Origin of the sequence: Serratia sp. K-E0102 (assembly GCF_029962625.1) — a bacterium.
GTDB lineage: Bacteria > Pseudomonadota > Gammaproteobacteria > Enterobacterales > Enterobacteriaceae > Serratia > Serratia sarumanii.
Genome location: NZ_CP124754.1, coordinates 3,231,687 through 3,255,425, shown reverse-complemented (window position 1 = coordinate 3,255,425; position 23,739 = coordinate 3,231,687). Strand labels below are relative to the sequence as shown.

Here is a 23,739-nt window from a genome sequence, read left to right as displayed (position 1 = left end):
AATTAAGAAAATTCTCTATTCAATAGCGATGTGCCGGGCGTTTTTAAATTACCCAGGCTTATATTAAACATAATCCTATTCGTTTTTTTAATTTGTTTATCTCATTTATTTTATTAATGAATGCAATGTGGTTAATTCATTGGTGGAAAATAAAAACATATTATATATGATTGATTTTTATCATATTTATTTATTTGTATTTTTGTGGCTTTATTTTTTATAAAAATAAAATAATATTCCCTCTTATGTTTTTTAGGTTTTCAGTTAACAGCTCAATCGTATAACGCTTACGGTATTTATGTCATGCATAAGTATCTATTTATATATTTACGGAATATATTAAAAGGGAATTGATTTATGGACGCGCTCATCGCTTCACCCTATACCCACACATTTTGGAATGAGTACATGCTCAATCCACACTCCTGCGAGTACAACCTGGTGCTGGATCAGACGATTGAGGGAGAATTGGACGTCGGCCGACTGCGCGCGGCGATCGACGGGGTTTGCCGTGACTATATTCTGTTTCACCACGTTCTGGATGACAGCGCCTCGCAATTACGCTGGGTAAGGTCGGCGAAAAAAATTGCGCTGGAAACGCTCGATGCCGATTGCGATGTCGGTAAGTTAATCAATGCGCCGTTCGATCTCCGGGAAGGGCCGCTGTGCCGCTTCTATCTGATTGAGCAGGCTCCGCAGCGCTATAACCTGATCATTGTCGTTCATCACATCCTGATCGACGGCCTGTCCGGACAGGAGTTCTACAGCGCCGTTTCCGCCTATTACAATCGCGGCACGGCGGTGACGCCGCCGCAGGCGGATGAAACGGACATCAGCACATTGTACCGGCGCTATGAGGCGGATATCGCGGCGTTGAAACACGAGTTCGGTTCCGCGTCATTCTGGGGCGACATGCTGGCCGAATGCGCCCCGCGCGTGGCGTTGCCTTATCTCCCCGGCGCAGCGGCCGAAGCGCCCGGCGCCGGCGAAGTGCGCTTTGCGTTGCCGTTCGCTGAGTGGCAAGCGCTGAAATCCGGCGTCAGGTATGCCAATCCTTTCCTGATCTTCAAAACGCTGTGGGCGCTGCTGATCGCCCGACAATCTGCGCAGGAAACGGTGCATATCGGTTATCCCATCGCGCCGGAGGGTGGCGAGGCGCTGTTCTTCGGCGCACAGGTCAACACTGCGGTGTTTCCCTTGACCCTCGCCCCGGGAGCCACGTTCAATCAGCTGTACCGCGCGACGCTGGCCTACAGCAAAGCGCTCAAGGTGGCTGGCAAGCTGCGGCACAGCCAATTACCGGTTTATGACATGCTGAGCCTCAGTCCGGTGCGTCAGCTGAACGTCAACTTTACCCAGGCTTACCTGAAAGATGCGCCGCTGGCGCTCGAGGGGTGTCGCATTGGCGTCAATCACCGGTTCAATGTCGATCTGGCCGGTTCGGAACTGCTGCTGGAGTATCAGCCCACCGAGCAGGCCTTTGAGTTTCGCCTGCGCTACCGCCCCGATCTGTTCGACGCGACCCAGATGGCGGAGATGGCGGAGCAGTATCTTTGGCTATTGCAGCGCGCGTTAACCGAACCGGATGCGCCGATTGCCGCTTGGCCGCAGCTGACGGCGCAACAGGTTTTGCGCTGCCGCGACGCCTGGGAGAGCGGGCCTGCAACGGCCGATGCGGAAGCGACGCTGCTCGACGGCTTGGCCCGCCAGGCGCGCCGTCACCCGGAACGCATCGCCGTGACCGACGCCAAAGGATCGCTCAGCTACCGCCAGTTGGCGCAGCGCAGCGATCGTTTGGCGCTGCGGCTGCAGGCGGAGTATCAACGGCTGCGCGGCGTGGCCATGCCGCCGGAGACGCTGATCCCGCTGTATCTGCAGCGCAGCGTGGAGGCGGTGGTGGCGATGCTGGCCATCATGAAGGCGGGCGGTGCCTATGTGCCGCTGGATCCCGCCGCGCCGGCGCAGCGGCTGGATTATATCCTGCAAGAGGTAAACAGCCCGATCGTCCTGACCGAAAGCGCGTTGCAGGCCGCGGCGCAGCGATTGGCGCCGGGCGATCTTTGCCTGTCGGCGGATGAACCGCTCGCCGATGCGGATGCCGCGAGCTTGCCGCGTGTGGACGCCCGGCAGTTGGCCTACGTGATTTACACCTCCGGCACCAGCGGGCGGCCGAAGGGCACGCTGTGCGAACACCGGGGTGCAGCCAACATGGTGCTTGGCCATACGCAGCGTTTGTTGCGCAATGAGCCGGATGCGCTCAACTGCCTGCAGTTCGCCTCGCTGGCCTTTGACGCGCACGTCTTTGAGGTGTTCATGGCCCTGGGCAACGGCCACCGGCTGTTCATCGCGAGCGAAGCGCAGCGACGAGATCCGGCGTTGTTGTGCGAACAGATGACGGCCTGGTGCATCGAGGCCTGCTTCCTGCCGCCGGCGCTGCTTGGCACCTTCCCTGAATTGCCGGCTTCGGTGCGCTATCTCGCGACCGGCGGCGAGGCGAGCGCGCAGGAAGCGCTCGACCATTACCTGGCCCGCGGCATGCAGGTCGCCAACATGTATGGCCCGACCGAAGCTTCGGTCAGCGCCAGCCTGAATATTTATCGCCGCAACGGCGCGCGCAATATCGGCCACGCCATCGCCAACATGCGTTGCTATGTGGTTGACGAGCACGATAACTTGCTGCCGCTGGGGGCGGAAGGCGAGCTGTGCCTGGCCGGTGTCGGCCTGGCGCGCGGATACCTGAACCTGCCGACGTTGACGGAGGCCGCGTTCACCGCCAATCCTTTTGAACTGCGTGAACCGTACCGGCGCCTGTACCGCACCGGCGACAGAGTGCGGCGCTTGGCCGACGGCAGTCTGGAGTACCTCGGACGGCACGATCAGCAAATCAAGATCAACGGCTATCGCATCGAATTGGGCGAGATAGAAATGCAGCTGCGCGCGCTGCCTGGGGTGGCCGAGGCGGTGGTGAGTCTGCGTCCCGGCACTACGGACCAGCTGGCGGCCTGGTATGTGCCGCAACCTGGCGCGGAGCCGGAGGCCGGCGACATCTTGCAACGGCTGGCGGCGCAGCTGCCGCACTACATGTTGCCCTCGGCGATGCGGGCGCTGGCGGCGCTGCCGCTGACGGTGAGCCGCAAGGTCGATTACCGGGCATTGCCGGAACCGTTGCCGATCGAGCCGCAAACGGCGTTTCGCCGGCCGTGTTCGCCGCTGGAGATTCGCCTGTCGGCACTGTTCAATCGGCTGCTGGGGGGCGATGTCGGCGTGGATGACAACTTCTTCCGCCTCGGCGGCAACTCCATGATGGCGATCAGGCTGTGCCACGAAGTGAATAAACTGCCGGGGGCGAAGATCTCGGTGCTAACGTTGAATCAGCACCCGACGGTGGCCGCGCTGAGCGAGCACATCGCTGCCCAGCGTCAGGCGCCGCCGGACGAGCTGCCGATCCTCCCCGGCGGGCTGCGGGAGGCGCCGCTGTCGCTTCAGCAGTCGCGGCTGTGGTTTGTTCAGCAACTGTCGGTGAACGCCACGCATTATCTGTCGCCGGTGCTGCTGCGGCTGTCGCCGGATATCGATGACGAACGTTTTGCGGAGTGCCTGCAGGCGATCGTCGAGCGCCACCAGATCTTGCGCAGCCTGATTCGCCAGAATGATCGGGGCGAAGCCAGCCAGTGGGTCAGCGACACCGCGTTGCCGGTGCCTGTGCTAACGCTGAGCGCCGATGAATTTGACGCCGCGCTGACGCAAGCCTGCAGCCAGCCGATGGATTTGACGAGCGAGCTGCCGCTGCGCGCCACGCGCTACCGTTACCGCGATGCGGCGGAGCGGGAAACGACCGTTTGCCTGTTGGTGTTCCATCACATCGTCTTTGACGGCTGGTCGCTTGAGGTGCTGCTGCAGGAGCTGGACGCGCGCTATCGCGGCACGTGGCGTGAGGCGACAGAGCCGGCGTTGCAATACCTCGACTATGCGCGCTGGCAACAAGCGCCGGAAAATGTGCAGCGCCGGGCGGAAGAATTGGCCTTTTGGCGGCAAGCGCTGGCAGGTTGCCAGCAACTCTCGCTGCCGTTGGACTTTTTGCGGCCGGCGGTCTTCGACGAGCGCGGCGACAACAGCGAAGTGCCGTTGCCGGCGGCGCTGGTGAAGGCGCTGGATGCGCTGGCGCGCAGAGAGGGGGTGACGCTGCATGCGGTGATGCTGGCGGGGTTCATGTTGCTGCTGTCCCGCTACAGCGGCCAGAACGATGTCATGGTCGGCACGCCGTTGGCCAACCGCAGCCGCCCTGAACTGGAGAATCTGATCGGGTTCTTCGTCAATACGCTGCCTTTGCGCCGGCAGATCGACCCGCGTCATCGCGTCGTGGAGTTTGTGCGGCAGGTCGCGGCCACGACGCTGCAGGCGCAGCAGCATCAGACGCTGTCGCTGGAAGCGCTGGTGGACGACCTGGCGCTGCCGCGCGATTTTTCGCGCCATCCGCTGTTCCAGGTCATGTTCGCGCTGGAGAGCGAAGGCGGCGCACTGGCGCGCCCGGACTGGCTGTCGGTGGTCGATCTGAGCGCTTATGAACGCACCGCCAAGTTTGATCTTACGCTCACGCTGACGCCGCAGGGGGAGCAGATGCGCGCGCGCTTCAACTTCGCTTCGGCGCTGTTCAGCAAAGCGTCGATGGATCGGTTGGCCGGCTACTATCTCGCCGTGTTGCAGCAGATGGCGCACCACGACGACTGGCCGCTGGAAAATATCCGTCTGCAACCGCAGAGTCAGGCGCTGCCGGCGTCGCCCGCCTTCGGCTATGCGTTTGAACGCAGCCTGCAACAGGACTTCGTGCAGCATGCGCGGCGCAATCCGCAGGCCGTGGCGGTTGTCGACGAGCAGGGCGAGATGACTTACGGCGAGCTGCACGCGGCGGCGCTGACGCTTGCCACTCAGCTGCGCGTGCAAGGGCGGATGACCGGTGACGCCATTGCCGTCATCGCCGACAAGGGGCGCCGGCAACCGGTAGCCCTGCTGGCGGCGCTGATGTGCGGCAAGGCGTTTTTGCCGATGGAGGCAGCATGGCCGCCGCAGCGCCGGCTGAACGTGATGGCGCAGGCCGGCATCAATACGCTGCTCAGCGATGCGCCCTGGGCCTGCGACGAGATCAATCTGATCGAACTGAATGCCGCAGGGCTGGCGGCGCAGCTGCCGCTGCCGGAACAGCGCCTGCCGGCGCTGGATGCCGGGCCCGACAGCCTGGCCTATATCATTTTCACCTCGGGATCGACCGGCACACCGAAAGGCGTGGCGATCGAACATCGCAGCGCGGTGAATATGCTGGAGGGCGTGCGGCGGTATTTCGGCCTCAACGAGCGGGATCGCAGCCTGGCCCTCAGCGCGTTGAGCTTCGATCTGGCGATCTTCGACATTTTCAGCCCGTTGAGCGCCGGCGGCGCGGTCGTAATGCCGGCCGAGCGGGATCGGACCAATCCGCAGGCCTGGTATCAGCTGATGATGACCCATCGGGTGACTCAATGGCTGAGCGCACCGGCGCTGATGGAGCTGTTGCTGGATTATGTGAACGGGGCGGGGTTGACGGCCGGGCCGGCACCGGCGCTGCGGGCGGTGATGGTGGGGGGCGACTGGATCGCCACCTCACTGCCGGAACGCTGCCTGGCCTGGGCGCCGCACGGCCGTTTTTGCAGCGCCGGCGGCGCTACGGAGGCGGCGATCTTCACCATGCTGTACGAGGTGCCGCGCGGTCAGAAAATTCGGTCGGTCAGCATTCCTTACGGCAAACCGTTGCCGCACCAGCGTTGCTATATCCTGGATGCCGGGCGGCGGCCCGCCGCGCCGGGTGTCCGAGGCGAAATCTATCTGGCGGGGGAAGGCCTGGCGCGCGGGTATTACGGCGATCCGCAACGCACCGCCGAGAGTTTCTTCTGGCATGACGAGCTGCAGGAGCGGGTGTATCGCACCGGCGATGCGGGCCGATGGCTGGAGGATGGCAACGTGGAGTTTATGGGGCGCCTCGATCAGCAGATCAAACTGAACGGCTATCGCATCGAACTGGGGGAGATAGAACATGCCGCGCTCGCCTATCCGGGCGTGACCGCCTGTTGCTGCGTGCTCGTCACGCAACCGCAGCCCTGCCTGGCCGCGTATTACGTTGCCGATGAGGCGATCGCCCCTCAGGCGCTGGCTCAGCATTTGAGCCGCCAACTGCCTCCTTACATGGTGCCGCAGGCGCTGATGCAGCTGGCGCAGCTGCCGCTGACCGAAAACGGCAAGATAGCGCGACAGGCGTTGCCGCAGCCGGAAAGGGCGGCGCGTGAGTTCGTCGCGGCGCAGAGCGAATGGGAGAACGCTTGTCTGGCGGTGTGGCGCGATCTGCTGCAGCGGCAGGATATCGGCGTGGAGGACAATTTCTTCTCGCTGGGGGGCAACTCTCTTCTGGCTATCCAGGCCTGCTATCAGATCGGCCGGCGGCTGGCGCGCGAGGTCACACTGAGCGAGCTGGGGCGCTTCCCGACGATCCGCTCGCTGTGTCGCGCGTTGCCGCAACAGGAGCAGGGCGCCGCGCCGGTGTCGATCCCACCGCTGCGGCAGCGCGAGTATCCGCTCTCTTCTTCACAGCTGCAGCTGTGGTTTATCGAGAATTTGAACGGCGGCGGCAATCTCTACCACGTGCCAATGCTGTTCCGTCTCGGCGACGGGGTGTGCCTGGCGGCTTACGAGCGCAGTTTGCAGGCGGTGGTCGCCCGGCATCAGGTCTTGCACAGCCTGATTGTCCAGATGCCATCCCAAAGCGCCGTCGCCCGTGCCTGTGAACTGACGCTTTCGCTGGAGCGCGTGACGCTGGCGGCGGCGCACTGGCCGGACAGGCTGCGGCAGGATATCGACCGGCCGTTCGCGCTGGGGGCGGAATTGCCGATCAGGGCAGCCGTTTACCGGGTGGCGCAGCCGGATGGCGGGTGGGTGACTTACAGCCTGATTCTGGTGCATCACCTGGCGTTTGACGGCTGGTCGCAGCCGGTGCTGTTGCAGGAGCTGGACGTGCTGTATCAGGCGCAGCGGCAAGGGCAAGAGGCCGGGCTGGCGGCGTTGCCGTTGCACTATGGCGACTATGCCGTCTGGCAGCGGCGCTGGCTGGAATCCGCTCAGGCGGATGAGGCGAAGGCGTATTGGCGACAAGCGCTGGATGGGTGGCAGGCGCTGGAAATGCCGCTCGATTTCGTGCGGCCGGCCCGCTTCGATCATCGCGGCGCCAACCACGTCATCGCGCTGCCGGAGGCCCTGACGATGCAGGCGACGCAGTTCGCCCGGCGCCAGGGCGTCACGCCGTTTGCGCTGTATCTCGCGGCCTTTAACCTGCTGCTCGGTTACTTCAGCGGCCAGCAAGATATTCTGGTCGGCACGCCGGTCGCCAACCGGCCAGTGGCGGAGACCCGCTCGGCGATCGGGTTCTTCGTCAACACGCTGCCGCTGCGTTCGCAGATCGACGATGCGGCGTCGCTGAACGACTATGTAAACCGGGTCTTTGACGGCGTGCTGCAGGCGCAACGGCATCAGAATTTGCCGTTGGATCAGCTGATCGAGCTGCTGCAGGTGCCGCGCGATCTGTCGCGCCATCCGCTGTTCCAGGCGCTGTTCGCGCTGGAGGAAGTGGGGGATGCGCCGGCCTGGCTGGCGCCGCAGGATCTGCTGGCGCACTACCAGGCGGCCAAATTCGATTTGACGCTGAGCATACAGCCGGCGCCGCAGGGCGGCAGGGCGATCTTCAACTATGCCACCGCATTGTTCTCACCGGCCACGCTGGCGCTGTTGGGCGAGTATTATCTGACCATCCTCACGCAGATCGTCAATCACGGGGAGCAGCGCGTCAGCCAGTTGGCGCTGGTCTCGGAGAGTGAAATGGCGCGGCAACGCGCCTTCCATCAATCCTGCCCGCCGGCCTACGATTTTGAGCGCGCCATCCATCATGATTTCATCCGTCAGGCCGATCGCCATCCGCAACGGCTGGCGATCGTCGATGAATGGGGCGAACTGAGCTACGGTGAGCTGTATCGGCGCGCGCTAACGCTGTCGCTGCAGCTGCGTCAGCACGCGGACATGCGCGCCGATACCATCGCGGTGATGGTGGACAAAGGGCGGGCGCAAATCATTGCGGTGCTGGCGATTCTGATGGCCGGCAAGGCTTATTTGCCGCTGGACGGCGCCTGGCCGGAACGCCGCCGCCTGGATATCGTCGCGCAGTCGCAGACCCGAATTATCCTCAGCAGCCGGGAGTGGGCGACCAGCGGCGAGGCCAGGCTGTTGACCATCGATCCGCAGGGGGCCGTCACGGCGTTACCGCCGGCGGCGCCGGGAGAGCCTGTCTTGCCGGCGCCTTCCGCGCTGGCCTATGTCATTTTCACCTCCGGCTCTACCGGCGCGCCGAAAGGGGTGGCGATAGAACATCGCGGCGCGGTGAACAGCATCATCGATACCTTGCGCCAGCTGGAACTCGGCGCGGACGATCGCGGGTTGGCGCTCAGCGCGCTGAGTTTCGACATTTCGGTGTTCGATATTTTCGGCCTGCTGTCGGTGGGCGGCGCTATCGTGATGCCGTCCGAAACCGAACGCTATCAGCCTGAGGCCTGGCATCGGCTGTTGATGACTCAGGGCGTGACCTTCTGGAACTCCGCGCCTTCGGTGATGACGCTGTTGGTAGAGCAGTTGGAATCCGCAGCGTCGCAGGCGCAGTGGCCGCAGCTGCGCAACGTGGTGCTGGTGGGCGAGGTGATCTCCCGCCAACTGCCGGCGCGCATTCGTCAATGGCGGCCGGGGTGCCGAGTCGTCAGCGCCGGGGGCGCGACCGAGAGCTCCATTTGGTCGATCCTGTACGACATCCCGGAGACGCCGATCCTGGCGCCCAGCGTGCCTTACGGTCAGGCGATGGCCCATCAGCGTTTTTACGTGCTGGATCGTCATCTGCGCGTGCTGCCGCCCTGCTTGCCGGGGGAGCAATACATCGGTGGGATCGGGGTGGCGCGCGGTTATTACCGCAATCCGTCGCTGACCGAAGAGAAATTCATCTACCATCCGGAGCTGGGGGAGCGGCTTTATCGCACCGGCGACGCCGGCCGCTATTTGCCGGACGGCAACCTGGAGTTCCTCGGCCGTATGGATTTTCAGGTGAAAATCAACGGCTACCGCGTTGAACTGGGCGAGGTCGAGCAATGTGCGCTGGCGTTCGGCGCGATCAAATCCTGTTGCGCCGTCGTGCTGTCGGAGGCGCATCGGCAGCGCCTGGCGCTGTATTACGTCAGCGAGGCGCCGCTGGATGAATCGGCGCTGTTGGCCTTTATGAGCGGGCAATTGCCGTTGTACATGCTGCCTGCGGCGCTGATGCGGCTGGAAGCGTTGCCGCACAACTCCAGCGGCAAGCTGGATCGCAAGGCGTTGCCTACGCCTGCTGCGAGCGAACCGCAGGTTTATGTCGCTCCCGCGAACGAGCTTGAACAGCAGCTGTGTGCGCTGTGGCAGGCGGCGCTGCAGTGCGGGCAGGTCGGCATGACGGACGATTTCTTCCTGCTGGGCGGCACCTCGATCAAGGCCATTTCCCTGTGTGTCGGCATGGGCGAATTGATGGCCGCGCCGGTGCCGGTGGTGCAGCTGTTGCAAAGTCGCACGCTGAAAAACCTGTTGGCCGCCAACGAACGCCGCCTGGTCTTGCCGCTTAACCGCTGGGCAGAGGGCGCGCCCGTCGTATGGATGATCCATCCGGCGCTGGTAGGGGCGGAGGCATTCCACGCTTTCGCCCAGCCGCTGCAGGGGCGATTCAACTGCTATGGCGTCGATAACCATAACCTTTACCATCAACCCGCCATCGACTCGCTCGGCGATCTGGCCGAACGGTATCTGAACGAGATGATCGCCGCCGGTCTGCTGCAAGGCGCCGGGCCGGTGCGCATTCTCGGTTGGTCGCTGGGGGGCATTATCGCGTTGGAGATTGCCGCCCGCCTGGAGGCGCGTGGCTGCCGTAACGTGCAACTGTATCTGCTGGACAGCTTCTACCGGCAGGCTACGGCGGAGTTGCCCTTGGATCAGCTGCTGCCGGTGCTGGGCATCGAAGGCGAGGCGGCGACACGCGCCATGGCCGCGGGGCAGGCGGAGCGGCGGCTGTCAGAAGGGCGGCTGAGCCGCAGGCTGCAGACCACCAAGGTGACGCTGTTTAAGGCGACGGAGAGGAACCCGCAGTTGCCGGAGGCGGTTACGGCGCCGCTGCTGGCGGTGGCGGATAATGGGCTAGGCGCGGTCTGTGAGCGGCTGAGGGTCATCCCGCTGGCTTGTCATCACCATAACATCCTGCTGTGTGAAGAGGCGATCGGCCAAGCGCTCAACGATGACGTTTGATTCATGAGCCTGGCTCATAAGCCCAAGCGTATTTCGCCCCATAGTCATGGTGCCAACCGTGTTTTACAGTCATCACACCGGAGCGGCGCCGCGTCAGGTGGCGCCGGTATCAATCAGCGGGAGAGTGAAGATGCAAACACGCAAATTGGGGCGCGAAGGGCTGGAAGTCTCGGCGTTGGGGTTGGGCTGCATGGGGCTGAGTTTTGGCTACGGCCCGGCCACCGACAAACGACAGGCGATCGAGCTGATCCGTGCCGCGGTCGACGAAGGCGTGACGTTCTTCGATACCGCCGAGATTTATGGTCCGTTCACCAACGAGGAATTGTTGGGCGAAGCGCTGGCGCCGGTGCGCGATCGGGTCGTTATCGCCACCAAGTTTGGTTTCGATCTGTCGCAGCCGGCGGGGCAACAGGTGTTGAACAGCCGTCCGGAGCATATTCGCCGGGCGGTGGAGGGTTCGCTGAAGCGCCTGCGGGTAGAGGCCATCGATCTGCTGTATCAACATCGCGTCGATCCCGAGGTGCCTATCGAGGAGGTGGCCGGTACGGTGCAGCAACTGATTCGCGAAGGGAAAGTGAAGTACTTTGGCCTGTCGGAAGCCGGAGCGCAAACCATTCGGCGTGCTCACGCAGTGCAGCCGGTCACGGCGCTGCAAAGCGAATATTCGCTGTGGTGGCGCGAGCCGGAGCGTGAAATCTTGCCGACGTTGGCTGAACTGGGCATCGGTCTGGTGCCGTTCAGCCCGCTCGGCAAGGGCTTTCTCACCGGCGCCATCACCGAGGACACCACCTTCGACAGCGGCGATTTTCGCAACCAGGTGCCACGCTTCAGCGCCGAGGCGCGACGAGCCAACCAGGCGCTGGTGGATGTGCTGGGACAGATAGCGCAGCGCAAGGGCGCGACGCCGGCGCAGATCGCTCTGGCCTGGCTGCTGGCGCAGCAGCCGTGGATCGTGCCGATCCCGGGAACCACCAAGCGCCATCGTCTGCAAGAAAACCTCGCGGCGGCGGCGGTCGCGTTGGCGGCGGACGAGCTGGGCGAGATTGAGCGCGCGCTTTCCGCTATCGACGTGATCGGCGATCGCTACCCGGCGCATCTGCAGAAAAACGTCGGGCGTTAAGCCCCGCGCCGCAGCGCCTCAATCAGCAGCGCAAAGGCGGTGGTGTGCTGCCTGCGGCTCGGATAATAGAGGTAATAGCCGGGAAACGGCGGGCACCAGTCGTCCAGCGCCATCTGCAGCCGGCCGTCGGCCAGCGGCTCGGCGACGGTATCTTCCGGCACAAAGGCGATGCCCAGGCCGAGCTGCGCGGCGTCGATCCGCTGGCGCAGGCTGTTGAAGGTCAGTTGCCCCTCCACCCGCACTTTGATCTCCCGGCCATCGCGGGCAAATTCCCAGGCGTACAGCCCGCCGAGGGTGGGAAGGCGCATGTTGATGCAGCGATGGTTTTGCAGCGCTTGCGGCGTGGCAGGGAGGCCGTAACGGGCGAAATAGTCAGGGGAGGCGACGGGCACCATGCGCATGTCCGGCCCGATGCGCACCGCCACCATGTCCTTCGCCACCTGTTCTCCCAGCCGGATGCCGGCGTCGAAACGCCCGGCGACGATGTCGGTCAGGCTGTTATCGACGGTGATTTCCACGTTGATATCCGGGTAATCGACGAGAAAAGTGCGCAACACCGGCCACAGCACCGCATCCACCGCGTGTTCGCCGGCGGTGATGCGGATGTTGCCGGCGGGCCGATCGCGCATTTCACCCAGCGCGTTCAGCTCGCTTTCAATCTCCGCAAAGCGCGGGCCGATGCTGTTGAGCAGCCGTTCACCGGCCTCGGTGGGGGCGACGCTGCGGGTGGTGCGGGTGAGCAAGCGCAGCGCCAGGCGTTCTTCCAGCCCGCGAATAGCGTGGCTGAGCGCCGATTGGGAAACCCCAAGCTGCGCCGCCGCTTTGGTGAAGCTGCGCTCCCTGGCCACCATCAGGAAAGCGATCAGATCGTTAAAGTTTTCTTTCAACATATCGGCACCGAAGAGGAAGGTGAGCGCACTGTCGCGCAGATTTATGAATTTAGCTCATAGCTCCTTGCGCATTTTACCCGCTAGTCGCCGGAAAAGCATGGCGCTATCTTGGCATCACTCACTCATGACGATCAGCGCCGGCGGTGAGAGCCGGCACGGAGGACACGACAGATGAAAATACAACGCAGCGGTTCGATCCCATCACAGCGCGGTTCAGCGGATTATTTTACCGGGCAGGTACGCATCGACGCGCCGTTCGCCGGTGACGCGCCGGCCAGGGTGGGCGGCGCGACCGTCACCTTCGAACCCGGCGCCCGCACGGCCTGGCATACGCATCCGCTCGGCCAGACGCTGATCGTCACCCAGGGGCGCGGGTGGATCCAGATGTGGGGCGAGACCACGCAGGAAATGCACCCCGGCGATATCGTCTGGATCCCGGCAGGCGTCAAACACTGGCACGGTGCGACGCCGGATACCGCCATGACCCATATCGCCATTGCCGAAGCGGTGAACGGCAGCCCGGTGACCTGGCTGGAGCCGGTCAGCGAGGTGGAGTACCGGCAATAGCCCGATGGCGAGACTCAATCGATGTTGCGGCGATGATTTACCCCAGCCTGATGATCGGGATCAGATAATCGCAGCGAAAAGTGCCGGGATCGCTCGTTGTCGCCTGTTCAGCATAAACCAGTTTGAGATCTGAACCTTCCCTGCGACTTAACCTGTTGAGGGGCAGAATTGAGTCATACAGCGAGAGGACGAAATTGAGTAGCTTATTGTGGGGCCCGGCGTAACGGAACACGGCATATCTTCCCGGTGTTACAGCGGATTTTTCGCTGCAGAAGCATGACAACATCATCCGTATATGAGGTGCGTCGAGTGCCGGAGGATGAACGCGCCATGAAATCGAGGAATAACGCCTGGCCAGGTCGCTTAGACGCCGGTGGGTAAGGTACATAAATTCAGTTTGCGGCACTATGCCGCTGTCGATTTGCAATGGGGGATGCAGCGTGCTCATGTCCCATTTTTCGTGCTGGCGGTAACGGCTGGGGGAGAGGCCGAACTGCCGCGTGAAAGCACGAGTGAAAGCTTGCTGACTGTCGAATCCGTATCGCTTGGCGATATTATAGATAGAGTTACGGGTTAAGCGCAGCGCCAGTGCGGCTTTTGACAGTCGGCGAACGCGAATGTAATGCCCTAAATCTTTGCCGGTGACTTTCTTGAACTCTCGCTGCAGGTGCCATTTGGAATAACCACTGCGCTGAGAAACAGCATTCAGCGTCAGGTCACTCTGCAGGCTGGCTTCGAGCCACTCCAGCATTTTATGAATAATAACTTTTTGCATGAAATTATCCTTGTCAGTGAATTCAACGATGCCGCTCTGGCAAGAGTGTCAGTGGGGGAAATAGGGAATGATGCGAATAGAAAGCCGCGGCGTTTAGCTAGACAAGGCGGATGATTTTGTCCGGGCGAATTCTGCTACAGGCAATTTCCGCGTGTGATCTTCATCCGGAGCGTTTTCTGAAGATGCGCGTGTTGGCTTGCTCGATAGGCGGCAGTTCGCGCCAGATTTCGGCAGAAGTCAAAAACGCCATGACTCTGGCATCGTTGCAGAGAGATAAATTGGAACAGGCCAGAACGCCCTGTGATGCGAGACGATGATGTATCTTCTTGAGCAGTGTGATTTCCGGTGCAAAACCGTCGAAGAAGGCAAAATCGTATTCTGTGTCTAACGTATCGATGACGGTGTTGAAATCGCCGTGGTGCACAGTTATCCGCGATGAAAGGCTAAGCCAGGCGGTATTGTGTCGGGCAAGTTCAACGTTCACGTCATCTTTATCTATAGTGTCGATCGCTGCCTGAGGAGCTGCGAGCGCCATAACGCATGAGGTAAAGCCGATGGCCGTGCCTAACTCCAGTATCTTGGTGGGACACAGATTGCTAACGGTGTCGTAGAGCCCGACAGCGTCTTCGAATACGTATGACCAGTTGCCGCGTTTACGCTGTAATCTTTTGGTTTCCTGATAAAGGGTGGCCAGCGGCGCCAGCGTTTCCTGGTTTGTTTTGCGTGGGTGGGACATGGTGAAATCCTGCTCGTGAGGGCGTCCGCTCGATAACGGCGAACGCCTGATGTGGAATTAAAACTTGTTAAAGAAATTGGCGACGTGCGGTACTGCTGCATCAACGGTGAGCGGATCCTGATAGAACTGGAGTTGGTTTCTGCCGCCAAACCAGACTAGCTGTTTATTGCTGCTGCCAATGCTGTCAAACAGCTGTCGCGGGATTTGTTCTCCGCTCGCGGCGCGTTCACTGTGGATCATTAGCACGGGTTTTTGCAGATCGGCGATCGCTTTACTGCTGTCTCGTGCCCAGATCCCCGCTTCGCTCATGCGAGTCATTTTATTCTCCCAGCGGCCACGGTGGTTGGCCAGAACGTCATGCTGCGCCCAGGGAGCGTAGAAATTGTATATGGCTTCCGCGGTCAGATAAGCCGATTTATCTTCTGTGCTGACCACCGGGATGTATTCTACTTCACCGGCTTGCTCAAAGCGTTCACGGGCCTTAAGCGCCATGCCAACGCGATTGTCGATCGCCTCTTGCGACTGAAGGTAGAGCATCCAGGTTGCCGGCACTAAATACTGCCCTGCGATCAGGGCAGTGGCGCGGATTAACGGATTGGAATTGACCGCATCAATGGTCCAGTTGACGCCTTGGCACAGCCCAAGCGCGTAAATGCTTTCTTCATCCACACTGTCCAACTGCGAAAGATAAGCGACCGCTGCGTTCAAATCTTCGGTTTTATTGGCGCCCCAGTCATAGCCGCGCGGTTCACCTGACGATTCGCCAAAACCGCGAGGGTCAAAGGTCAGTACGGTAAAACCGTGTTTGACCAAGCGGCTGGCGTATTGCAACGGTGCCTGTTCCTTCACGTAACTGATCGGCCCCATCACGGCGATTGCGGGGGTGCGGTAAGCTGATTTTGCCGGTGAAAAGAGATTGCCGACAATTTCCACCCCTTGGCTATCAAAGGTGATGCGTTCAACAACATAATCAGTGACCTGCAGACGAGCATTCTCATCCCAGTCCTGGGTTTTAAATTCACCCACGTTGTTTCTGGTAAGAAAACCGGGTTCGGAACCGGCATGTTGCGCTTTGAATGCTTCATTCATCATTGTGTTCCTTATAAGCCTAATTCTTTTGCGATTGCCAGGGAGAAAGGTTCCAGGTCCCCTGGGTTTCTTGAGGTGATCAATACCCAGCCATTTTCGTCCGAACGGACCACGGGGGCGTCGCTCCAGCGGGCGCCGGCATTGGTCAGGTCTTTCTTCATCGTATGGTAGGACGTCAGTTTTTTGCCCGCCAGGCGGTCGGCTTCGACCAGCAGCCAGGGGGCATGGCAAACCGCCGCTACGGGTTTGCCGGCGGTGATGAATTCGTTGACCAACCTGATGGCGTGCGTGTCGATACGAATATTATCGGCGTTGACCGTCCCGCCCGGGATGACTAATGCATCGAAATCAGCGGTTTTAATTTCATCGCTGAGCAGTCGATCGGCATTAACAATTTCGTCTTTATCGGTATCGTTGACAAAAGTCTGCACGCGTAAGCTTTCCGCCGACGCGTGCACAACCTCTGCACCTTTAGCGGCAAGGCGACGTAATGGGATAAGCAGTTCATCTTTTTCCACACCGATGTTATAGGTAATGAAAAGGATTCGTTTATTTAACGTAGACATACAGATTTCCTTCAAACATGAGGGCCATAGGGATAATAGCAACGCAAAATTGCGCCCAACCAGTCTCTGGCAGAGCCACCTTGTTACAAGTATGAAGAGATGAATGGTATGGCTATGTTTATCAGCTGGTTATAACAACATCTGATTGATATTGTTTGTTTAATATTTTGCTGAAGCATTGCTCTTGCCGTTTCACTTCCAATATAAACTCATCCGGAGTCAGTTTATGATTAATTCCCGCTAAATAGGCTAGCGCCAACTCTTTGGCCGTGTAATGATTAAATTGATACATGATCATCTCCGCAGGTGTATAAATGTGTTCTTGTTAAAACAGTGGGTGACATAACTTTACCGTTTTACTCGTTGTCCAAACAGTCTCTGACAGTACCAGTTTGTTATAATTGTTTCCAAGCGAGGGCGGGCGTTCTGCTTCGGCGATATGACAGAAAATAAAAATGGCGGGAGAGGTCATGAGGTGTTATTAATTAATAATGAATAACGTTATTTCACGCCCCGTGATAACGTCGGACCCAACGAAACAGGATGTTGTATGAATATGTTGATCGAGCAGATTCGCAGTTTTTTTTACAGCCGAAGATGTCGCTTGAAACCCACTGATTTTGGCATTTTGGATGATGGAAAGAATAGACGAGTCAAAGGATTACGTAGAGAGGAGTTGGCCGAGCAGGCGGGGTTGAGCGTAGAATATTATACCAAGTTGGAGCAGGGGCGAGTGAGCAACCCTTCGTTGCAGACGCTGTCCGTTCTGGCGGATGTACTCAGGTTAGACGCGTCGGAACGGCAATATTTGTACTTGTTGTTTAACCGAGAGCGGCCTCTTTCCTCTACGGAAATATATTCTGACGCAGCAACGCTGCAGTTTTATATTGAGTCCTTTGTGTTGACGCCTGCCTATTTTCTGGATGTACGGCTTGACATCATAAGTCCGAATTTTTTAGCCAGAAAGCTGATTACCGGCACAGATGAAAGTGTACATGAATTGAATCTGGCGCGAGTGGTTTTTCTGGATGATGAGGCAAAGAACCGCTACGCCACCTGGCGTGAGAAGGCTGAAGATACGGCGGCTATGTTGCGTTTTGCGATAGCTCTTTTCCCACAGGACACGTATCTTTTTGAACTGCATGCGGAGCTTTATGAACGAAGCGATCTGTTTCGCCTGCTCTGGAATCAGCATCGCGTCCTGGAAAAAACCAACGGGTATCGGCCGTTGTTTTATCCGGATGGCACACGGCTTGAAACTTCTTACGAGACCTTTACGCTTAACCAAAATCCTTTATTGCGCCTGGTCGTCTATTTTCCTAATGATATGGCGACTCGCGAACGCCTTGCTGCCTTGCAACAATAGCGTTGTCTGGGGTTTTTATCGATTAGAGGCGGCAGGTTTTCTGAGAGTTTTATTTTAACTGCAGATTATTAGTCTGTTTTATAGTAAGAAGAAAGGAATCAAGTGATAAAATGAAGCTACATCAGTTAAGCTTATTCTGTGCAATTGTCGAAAATGGAACCATTGCCGCTGCGGCCAAGAAGCTGAATTGTGTTCCATCCAATATCACTATTCGGTTGAAACAGCTTGAAGAGCAGTTGGGGGCGAAGCTATTTAATCGAGAAAAGAACCGCTTATTGATAACGCCACAGGGGCGCATACTTTACCGCAGTGCTAAAGACTTATTGTTGCGTGCTGTCAATATTGAACATTTATTCAATAGAAATACTGCAGCAAACGGTGTTTTTCTTGTCGGTGCTCTGGAGGGGGTGCTGTCCTCTCACATGCCTTCATACATCGTCAATCATCGAATGAAATACCCCAATATAGAATTGCATATCAGGTCTGATAACTCTCTCAATCTGGAGCGAGAGTTACTCGAAGGGGCACTCGATCTCATCATTACCGATGGTCCCATAGAGCATCCGTTGCTTTCCAGCACGTTGGCGTTTAGAGAGCGATTAATGTTGATTGTGCCCCCGTCCTTGCCGGCAACCATCGATCTTGGCTTTTTGGAAACACTGGATCTTTATACATTTAGAAAAAGCTGTAGCTATCGACACCTGATTGAATACCTACTTTCGAGTAAAAAAATCAGACCTAATATGATATTGGAGATGGAGTCGTATGATGTTATCACCGCCTGCGTAAGTGCCGGTTTGGGGTTTTCCTTGGTACCGGAAAGTATTTTAGAAAAGTGCTTTCCAACTCAGAGTAAAATACAGGCCATGGAGATTCCTGAGCTTGAAAGGAATGATTTATTTTTTGTATGGAGAAAGAGTGATGACGCATCAATGCTGGTCTCTGACTTTGTATCAGGTGTGTTCTGCTAGACCTTATTCTTAATGCCATTATATCGGTGAATTAGGAGGGCGTTTGGCGGGACAGCCCTTCTAAAGCTGGGCTGTCCATGCAAGGGATTTTAACTAACAGGGTATTTAATGCAAAGTGGCATTGGATATCTAAATTGAAAAAGCATGCGGCTCAGTTTCAGTTATCAATACTCATCCACTTCGCCTGGCTCTGATGTAAATGTCGGAACACCCTTGACTGCAGAATAAGTCAATATCAGCACTGTCTCGGTATTCCCACTGATACCACGATGTACGCCTCCGACCGTTTCAGGAAAGGCCTCACCAGTTTTAAACGTTTGTTTTTTACCAGAGTCTCTGTCTTCGATAGTAAGCTGGCCTTTTAAAACATAACCTGCGTTTGGATAGGGGTGTGTATGCCAGGGAAGTGCCGTGTTGGCAGGAATCGTCATTCTGATGACTCTTAGATCAGGTTGGCCGGATGGATAACTTTTGTAGGGTGTGCCATCCCAGGCTGACGTACTTTCCACCAGCTGCTCTACTTTAGCAGAAGCCGTATTTTGATCTTTGGAAAATGCGGAAACGGACGTCAGAAGGACTATTGTGGATATTAAAATGTGACTTTTCATAAGTGCACTCCGGCAATGTTTAAGGGAGATCACGATGTTGTTATAACGAGGTGCTTACATCGGATGGGGAATTTATAGCAAAGCCCATTTCCTGCCGAAAGTAACTTTTTTTAAGCACAGCGGTGAATATTTTTGACTAAATGAATGTAATGAGCGTTTTTCAATTTTACGAGATTGAAAATAGTATTTTCATCCGGTGGAACGGTAAAATGGACTCATGAACGTTATCACATTCATTCCGATCCACTCTGCTCGCAAAACCGCAGGCGGTTGCCGAACGGATCGGTCAGGTTCAGCTCTTTGCCCCAGTCGACAACCTCCAACCCCGGCCGGGCATAGCGGTAGTTTTTGGCCGTGAGCTCCCGGTGCAGCGCGTCGATATCGTGTACCGGGATGAAAATAGCGGCGCCGGGCGTGCTGTCGCCATAGTGTTCGCTCAGGTGCAGCGTCAATCCGGCGCGGGTCACCTGCATGTACAGCGGCAGATCTTCGCTGAAACGGTGCTCCCACTCCAGCGTGAAGCAGAGAAAGTCCAAATAAAACTCTTTGGCCTTATCGACCGCAAAAATGCGCAGGATCGGAATGGCGGGGGAGAAGGTGATCATCGTCGATCTCACTGTTACGTTAGCGGCAGCCGATATGGATATCGACCGCCTCGGGGCCGGTATAGGCTTCGAAGTCGGTCAGGAAGCGGCGTTCGATTTCCGGGTGTTGCTCGAAGTAGGCCCAGATGGCTTGCCAGCCTGCGATAACCGCCGCCGGCATGGCGCCACGGGCCTGGAACACCAGATAGCGGCCGGGTTGGATGTGCAAACCGCTCTCTGCCGCGCTGCCGACGGTGACGTCAAACGGCCCGCCGGCGTCGGAGGCGTAGTTGGAGTAGACCCCATAGACCGGCGTGGTGGGTGAGGTGGCGAAAAAGTCTGACCACAGCGCCGGGATTTTTGCCGTCTCGGGCCGGGTTTCGTCCTGATTGGTGGTTCTGACCGTTTGGCCGGCGACGTAAAAGCCGGGCAGCTGTACCACGAGAGGTTGCATACTGGAAATTCCTTTTAACCGTTCGAACGAGAGGCCTAAAGGTAGCAAAGGCTTTCCGGATCCGCCAGACAGGGCCCCCGCAGACGCGGAGGCCGATCGCATCAAGCGCCCAAACCACCAAGGCACAGGTATTTGATCTCGAGATAGTCCTCGATGCCGTATTTTGAGCCTTCGCGGCCCAAACCGGAGTGCTTCATGCCGCCGAACGGCGCCACCTCGGTGGAAATCAGCCCTTCGTTGATGCCGACGATGCCGTACTCCAGCGCTTCGGCCACGCGCATCACCCGGCCGATGTCGCGGCTGTAGAAGTAAGCGGCCAGGCCGAACGGCGTGTCGTTGGCCAGTTCGATGGCTTCCGCTTCCTGGTTGAAGCGGATCAGGGGCGCCACCGGGCCGAACGTCTCCTCGCGGAAGATTTTCGCCGTGCGCGGCACGTCGGTCAGGATGGTCGGGGTGAAGAAATTGCCGCCCAGCGCGGCAGGCTTGCCGCCCAGCAGCACCGAGGCGCCGTGCTCGACGGCGTCGGCGATATGCTCGCGCACTTTCTCCACCGCGTCCGGGTTAATCAACGGGCCGATGGTGACGCCGTCATCCAGGCCGTTGCCGACTTTCAGCTTGGCGACGGCGGCTTTCAGTTTGGCGGCGAAGGCGTCGTACACGCCGTCCTGCACCAGAAAACGGTTGGTGCAGACGCAGGTCTGGCCGGCGTTGCGGTATTTCGAGGCGACCGCGCCGGCCACGGCGGCGTCCAGATCGGCGTCGTCGAACACGATAAACGGCGCGTTGCCGCCCAGCTCCATACTGGTTTTCTTGATGGTGGGCGCACACTGGGCCAGCAGCTGCGCGCCGACTTCGGTGCTGCCGGTGAAGGAGAGTTTACGCACGTCCGGGTTGGCGGTGAGCTCGCCGCCGATGCCTTTACTGGGGCCGGTGATCACGTTGCACACCCCGGCGGGCAGCCCGGCGCGCTCCGCCAGCACGGCGATCGCCAGCGCCGAGAACGGGGTCTGGCTGGCGGGGCGGATCACCCCGGTACAGCCCGCCGCCCAGCCGGGGCCGGCTTTGCGGGTGATCATCGCCGCCGGAAAGTTCCACGGGGTGATGGCGGCGAACACGCCGATCGGCTCTTTCTGCACGATGATGCGGCGGCCCGCCTGGGGCTGCGGAATGGTGTCGCCGTAGACCCGCTTGCCTTCCTCGGCGAACCATTCGATAAAGGAGGCGGCATAGGCGATCTCACCGCGGCTTTCAGCCAGCGGTTTACCCTGTTCCGCCGTCATGATGCGTGCCAGATCGTCCTGATTTTCCATCATCAGTTCAAACAGCCGCCGCAGTTTGCCGGCGCGTTCTTTGGCGGTCAGCGCACGCCAGGCGGGCTGCGCCTTCTTGGCGGCGGCGATGGCGCGCGCGGTTTCTTCGGCGCCGAAGGCCGGCACGTGGCCGACCAGCTCGCCGTTGGCGGGATTATGAATGGCGATCGAACGGCCTGCTTGGGCCGGCAACCATTGCCCGTCGATGTAATTGGCCTCGCGGAACAGCGTGGGATCCTTGAGGGTAGCGCTAATGCTGGTGCTCATTGTTCTCTTCCTTTGCTGAGTTCAACAGAATGGTCTATCCCATACGGCTACCCTTTACCCTAGCAAACTTTGCCGCCGCCGTTTGCCAGCGTGGCGACAAGATGAGCGTTTTCTTCATGCGCACCTTCTGTACAAAAAATATCCGCCGCCGGGCCGATACTGAAAGAGCAGGCATATGACCCTTTTCGATGTGATTAAAAGGAGTGTGCGAATGATGAAATCAGTGGACAGACATCTCGCGGCCTACGGCAGCGAAATGGATTTTTTGGCGTCGAGCATCGCCCTGATGGAATGGCAAGGGCGGCAGATTGACGCCGGGCAGGTGGCCGGCAATATGTCGGAACAGCAAAGCCGCCTGTTCTTTGCGCGGTTGAGTTATTTTCGTCAGCTTTATCAGGCCGCATCGGCGGCCGAACACAGCCTGTAATCTTCCGATTCAGCCCCGCCGCAGCGGGGCTTTTCATTTCAGCGGCGCCACACCCCGGTCGCCAGCGTCGCCGGCGAATATTCCAGATCGCGTCCCCGCCACGGCAGCGCCGCCGCAAAGCGCCAGGCGCGGTGAACGTCAAACCGCCAATAGCGTTCCGCCCCTTCAACGCCGGGATGTCCTTCCGCCTGCCAGAGGATCTGCGTTTTTCCCTGCAGATGCAGCACGTCGCCGCGCTCAAAATCGATGAACAGCAGCGCCGCCCGCGGTTCGGCCAGCAGGTTGCCCAGCGTATTCATATAGCGGTTGCCGCGAAAGTCCGGCATCCACAGCGTGTCGCCTGCCAGATGGATAAAGCCGGGCCGCCCGCCGCGATGGGAAATATCGACGCCGCCCTGCGCCAGTTCCAGGTGCGCGCCGCTGGCGACGAAGCTGGTGTCCGCGGTGCGGATCAGCGCCTGCGCCGCCGCATCGAGCGAAGCTAAATGCTCAACCGGCTGTGGCCGGCTCTCCACCGGGTAGAGTTCGCGGCGCTGAATGTACTGCGGGCAGTTGCCGAAGCTTTGGTGAACGACGATCTCCACCCGGTTTTTGTCGGTGCGGCCGACGATGCCGTTGGCGCGGTTGCGCCGCCGGTTGCTGAAGTCGAGCCCGAGCGCACCGACCGGTTTGCCGGGCAGCAACAGCGCCTGGGCGGGATCGTCGCTGCGGCGCGGCGCGCTGATGCGCAGGTGCGTGTCGTCCGGCGTGCGTAAAAACCCGGGCGGGCCGCTGAACAGGGTGGCGATGGGCCAGCCCTGTTCGTCCACCGTGGCGACGAACAGGTAGGGCAACGCGGCGAAAAACGCGCGGTGCTGATCCGGCATCGCGGGGTAGATGCCGCCGCCCACGCGATCGAAACCGGCCAGCGTTTGCGCGCGCAGCTCATCGGGGTGGAACCGTTGCGGGATCATGGCGTCAGCTCGCCGCCGGTTCCGGCAGGGCCGGCATGGCGAAGAAGCCGGGAAGCGCCGCGATGCTCGCCACCCAGCGGCGTATGGCGGGGTAAGGCGCCAGCGAAATGCCGCCTTCGGCCGCGACCGCCACATAGCTGTAGCAGGCCAGATCGGCGATGGTCGCCTGTTCGCCGGCCAGATAGCCGCGCTCGCTCAGGTGCTGCTCCATCTGCGGCAGAAAACGATCGCTGATTGCCCGCGCCGCCTGATAATCCTCCGGCACGGCGAACTGGGCGATCAGCCGGCAGGAGGCCGGGCCGTAGCGCACTTCACCGGCGGCTTTGGAAAGCCAGGCTTGCACTCGCGCCGCCGCCGCCGGCTGTTCCGGCAGCCAGTGGCTGTTCGGCGCATAGCGTTTCACCAGATAGACCAGAATGGCGTTGCTGTCGGCCAGCGTCAGATCGCCGTCCTGCAAGACCGGGATCTGGCCGAACGGGTTGAGCCGGCGAAAGGCCGCGCTCTGGCGTACCTCCGCCGAGGCTTCTACCCATTCATAGGGCAGCGCCAGCATGCGCAGCAGCAACGCCACGCGGTGAACGTGGCCGGAAAGCGGGGTGCCGTAGAGGGTGATGGTGGACATGGCGTTTCTCCTCACTGTTTTTTTTCAGCATACTCTTGCGGCGAATGAACGGAATCCGGC

18 protein-coding genes are annotated in these 23,739 nt (G+C 59.3%); 6 read left to right on the top strand and 12 right to left on the bottom strand.

The features are described 5' to 3' along the window. The first annotated feature begins 357 nt into the window (after positions 1–357). Both SSARUM2_RS15615 and SSARUM2_RS15610 read left to right on the top strand, forming a co-directional pair. On the top strand, positions 358–10,374 hold the full coding sequence (locus tag SSARUM2_RS15615) for a non-ribosomal peptide synthetase (RefSeq protein WP_060452557.1): 10,017 nt from the start codon (positions 358–360) through the stop codon (positions 10,372–10,374). A 130-nt stretch (positions 10,375–10,504) separates the two neighbouring features. Beyond that, entirely contained in the window at positions 10,505–11,494 is a 990-nt protein-coding gene (locus SSARUM2_RS15610; protein ID WP_060438520.1) for an aldo/keto reductase, read from the top strand. Here SSARUM2_RS15610 and SSARUM2_RS15605 read toward each other — a convergent pair. Next, a complete protein-coding gene (locus tag SSARUM2_RS15605) occupies positions 11,491–12,384 on the bottom strand; it encodes a LysR family transcriptional regulator (RefSeq protein WP_033653563.1) in 894 nt (297 codons plus the stop codon). The genes SSARUM2_RS15610 and SSARUM2_RS15605 overlap by 4 nt on opposite strands. Before the next feature lie 171 nt (positions 12,385–12,555). Between SSARUM2_RS15605 and SSARUM2_RS15600 the strand changes: the two genes are divergently transcribed. Beyond that, positions 12,556–12,951, top strand: coding sequence for a cupin domain-containing protein (locus tag SSARUM2_RS15600; RefSeq protein ID WP_060438521.1), 396 nt, complete (start codon positions 12,556–12,558; stop codon positions 12,949–12,951). A 37-nt stretch (positions 12,952–12,988) separates the two neighbouring features. Here SSARUM2_RS15600 and SSARUM2_RS15595 read toward each other — a convergent pair whose 3' ends face one another. From SSARUM2_RS15595 to SSARUM2_RS15575, 5 genes are all read right to left on the bottom strand, one after another. Beyond that, positions 12,989–13,726: a helix-turn-helix domain-containing protein gene (locus SSARUM2_RS15595; protein ID WP_060438522.1), complete on the bottom strand. Its 738-nt coding sequence runs from the start codon at positions 13,724–13,726 to the stop codon at positions 12,989–12,991. Between the two features lie 160 nt (positions 13,727–13,886). Further along, positions 13,887–14,462, bottom strand: coding sequence for a class I SAM-dependent methyltransferase (locus SSARUM2_RS15590; protein WP_060430527.1), 576 nt, complete (start codon positions 14,460–14,462; stop codon positions 13,887–13,889). 57 nt (positions 14,463–14,519) lie between these two features. Further along, entirely contained in the window at positions 14,520–15,554 is a 1,035-nt protein-coding gene (locus tag SSARUM2_RS15585; RefSeq protein WP_080434114.1) for an alpha/beta fold hydrolase, read from the bottom strand. Positions 15,555–15,562: 8 nt separating this feature from the next. After that, positions 15,563–16,117: a DJ-1/PfpI/YhbO family deglycase/protease gene (locus SSARUM2_RS15580; RefSeq protein ID WP_060430522.1), complete on the bottom strand. Its 555-nt coding sequence runs from the start codon at positions 16,115–16,117 to the stop codon at positions 15,563–15,565. A gap of 121 nt (positions 16,118–16,238) precedes the next feature. Then, positions 16,239–16,409 carry a hypothetical protein gene (locus tag SSARUM2_RS15575; protein WP_172837482.1) on the bottom strand — a complete coding sequence of 57 codons (171 nt, stop codon included), beginning with the start codon at positions 16,407–16,409 and terminating at the stop codon, positions 16,239–16,241. 258 nt (positions 16,410–16,667) lie between these two features. Here SSARUM2_RS15575 and SSARUM2_RS15570 point away from each other — a divergent pair, with 258 nt between their 5' ends. Both SSARUM2_RS15570 and SSARUM2_RS15565 read left to right on the top strand, forming a co-directional pair. After that, complete coding sequence (locus tag SSARUM2_RS15570; RefSeq protein WP_060430520.1) at positions 16,668–17,483, top strand: helix-turn-helix transcriptional regulator; 816 nt, start codon at positions 16,668–16,670, stop codon at positions 17,481–17,483. 110 nt (positions 17,484–17,593) lie between these two features. Continuing rightward, positions 17,594–18,454 carry a LysR family transcriptional regulator gene (locus SSARUM2_RS15565; protein ID WP_060430518.1) on the top strand — a complete coding sequence of 287 codons (861 nt, stop codon included), beginning with the start codon at positions 17,594–17,596 and terminating at the stop codon, positions 18,452–18,454. A 164-nt stretch (positions 18,455–18,618) separates the two neighbouring features. Here SSARUM2_RS15565 and SSARUM2_RS15560 read toward each other — a convergent pair whose 3' ends face one another. The 4 genes from SSARUM2_RS15560 to gabD form a co-directional block, all read right to left on the bottom strand. Beyond that, entirely contained in the window at positions 18,619–19,062 is a 444-nt protein-coding gene (locus SSARUM2_RS15560; protein WP_072269740.1) for a cupin domain-containing protein, read from the bottom strand. Between the two features lie 233 nt (positions 19,063–19,295). Then, positions 19,296–19,664 (bottom strand): glyoxalase superfamily protein, encoded by a 369-nt coding sequence (locus SSARUM2_RS15555; RefSeq protein WP_172904844.1) that lies wholly within the window; start codon positions 19,662–19,664, stop codon positions 19,296–19,298. Positions 19,665–19,686: 22 nt separating this feature from the next. Then, positions 19,687–20,100, bottom strand: a complete 414-nt coding sequence (locus SSARUM2_RS15550; protein WP_060438523.1) for an effector binding domain-containing protein — start codon at positions 20,098–20,100, stop codon at positions 19,687–19,689. A gap of 101 nt (positions 20,101–20,201) precedes the next feature. Further along, a complete protein-coding gene (gene gabD / locus SSARUM2_RS15545) occupies positions 20,202–21,677 on the bottom strand; it encodes an NADP-dependent succinate-semialdehyde dehydrogenase (RefSeq protein WP_060430511.1) in 1,476 nt (491 codons plus the stop codon). A gap of 211 nt (positions 21,678–21,888) precedes the next feature. On the opposite strand from gabD, the gene SSARUM2_RS15540 reads away from it, so the two are divergent. Further along, the gene (locus tag SSARUM2_RS15540; protein WP_033635117.1) at positions 21,889–22,104 is read left to right on the top strand and encodes a glycogen synthase; all 216 of its coding nucleotides are present in this window, start codon (positions 21,889–21,891) and stop codon (positions 22,102–22,104) included. Between the two features lie 38 nt (positions 22,105–22,142). Here the strand turns inward: SSARUM2_RS15540 and SSARUM2_RS15535 are convergent, their stop codons facing one another. Next, on the bottom strand, positions 22,143–23,057 hold the full coding sequence (locus SSARUM2_RS15535; protein ID WP_047571483.1) for a pyridoxamine 5'-phosphate oxidase family protein: 915 nt from the start codon (positions 23,055–23,057) through the stop codon (positions 22,143–22,145). A 4-nt stretch (positions 23,058–23,061) separates the two neighbouring features. Continuing rightward, entirely contained in the window at positions 23,062–23,679 is a 618-nt protein-coding gene (locus SSARUM2_RS15530) for a glutathione S-transferase (RefSeq protein WP_033647870.1), read from the bottom strand. Positions 23,680–23,739: the final 60 nt, after the last annotated feature.

What these genes read in the sequence shown, in the direction of transcription:
- SSARUM2_RS15560 (WP_072269740.1), bottom strand. Translation starts at nt 19,062, where the DNA reads ATGAAAAGTCACATTTTAATATCCACAATAGTCCTTCTGACGTCCGTT.
- SSARUM2_RS15565 (WP_060430518.1), top strand. Translation starts at nt 17,594, where the DNA reads ATGAAGCTACATCAGTTAAGCTTATTCTGTGCAATTGTCGAAAATGGA.
- SSARUM2_RS15605 (WP_033653563.1), bottom strand. Translation starts at nt 12,384, where the DNA reads ATGTTGAAAGAAAACTTTAACGATCTGATCGCTTTCCTGATGGTGGCC.
- SSARUM2_RS15550 (WP_060438523.1), bottom strand. Translation starts at nt 20,100, where the DNA reads ATGCAACCTCTCGTGGTACAGCTGCCCGGCTTTTACGTCGCCGGCCAA.
- SSARUM2_RS15530 (WP_033647870.1), bottom strand. Translation starts at nt 23,679, where the DNA reads ATGTCCACCATCACCCTCTACGGCACCCCGCTTTCCGGCCACGTTCAC.
- SSARUM2_RS15585 (WP_080434114.1), bottom strand. Translation starts at nt 15,554, where the DNA reads ATGATGAATGAAGCATTCAAAGCGCAACATGCCGGTTCCGAACCCGGT.
- SSARUM2_RS15595 (WP_060438522.1), bottom strand. Translation starts at nt 13,726, where the DNA reads ATGCAAAAAGTTATTATTCATAAAATGCTGGAGTGGCTCGAAGCCAGC.
- SSARUM2_RS15535 (WP_047571483.1), bottom strand. Translation starts at nt 23,057, where the DNA reads ATGATCCCGCAACGGTTCCACCCCGATGAGCTGCGCGCGCAAACGCTG.
- SSARUM2_RS15570 (WP_060430520.1), top strand. Translation starts at nt 16,668, where the DNA reads ATGAATATGTTGATCGAGCAGATTCGCAGTTTTTTTTACAGCCGAAGA.
- SSARUM2_RS15615 (WP_060452557.1), top strand. Translation starts at nt 358, where the DNA reads ATGGACGCGCTCATCGCTTCACCCTATACCCACACATTTTGGAATGAG.
- SSARUM2_RS15610 (WP_060438520.1), top strand. Translation starts at nt 10,505, where the DNA reads ATGCAAACACGCAAATTGGGGCGCGAAGGGCTGGAAGTCTCGGCGTTG.
- gabD (WP_060430511.1), bottom strand. Translation starts at nt 21,677, where the DNA reads ATGAGCACCAGCATTAGCGCTACCCTCAAGGATCCCACGCTGTTCCGC.
- SSARUM2_RS15580 (WP_060430522.1), bottom strand. Translation starts at nt 16,117, where the DNA reads ATGTCTACGTTAAATAAACGAATCCTTTTCATTACCTATAACATCGGT.
- SSARUM2_RS15540 (WP_033635117.1), top strand. Translation starts at nt 21,889, where the DNA reads ATGATGAAATCAGTGGACAGACATCTCGCGGCCTACGGCAGCGAAATG.
- SSARUM2_RS15590 (WP_060430527.1), bottom strand. Translation starts at nt 14,462, where the DNA reads ATGTCCCACCCACGCAAAACAAACCAGGAAACGCTGGCGCCGCTGGCC.
- SSARUM2_RS15575 (WP_172837482.1), bottom strand. Translation starts at nt 16,409, where the DNA reads ATGTATCAATTTAATCATTACACGGCCAAAGAGTTGGCGCTAGCCTAT.
- SSARUM2_RS15600 (WP_060438521.1), top strand. Translation starts at nt 12,556, where the DNA reads ATGAAAATACAACGCAGCGGTTCGATCCCATCACAGCGCGGTTCAGCG.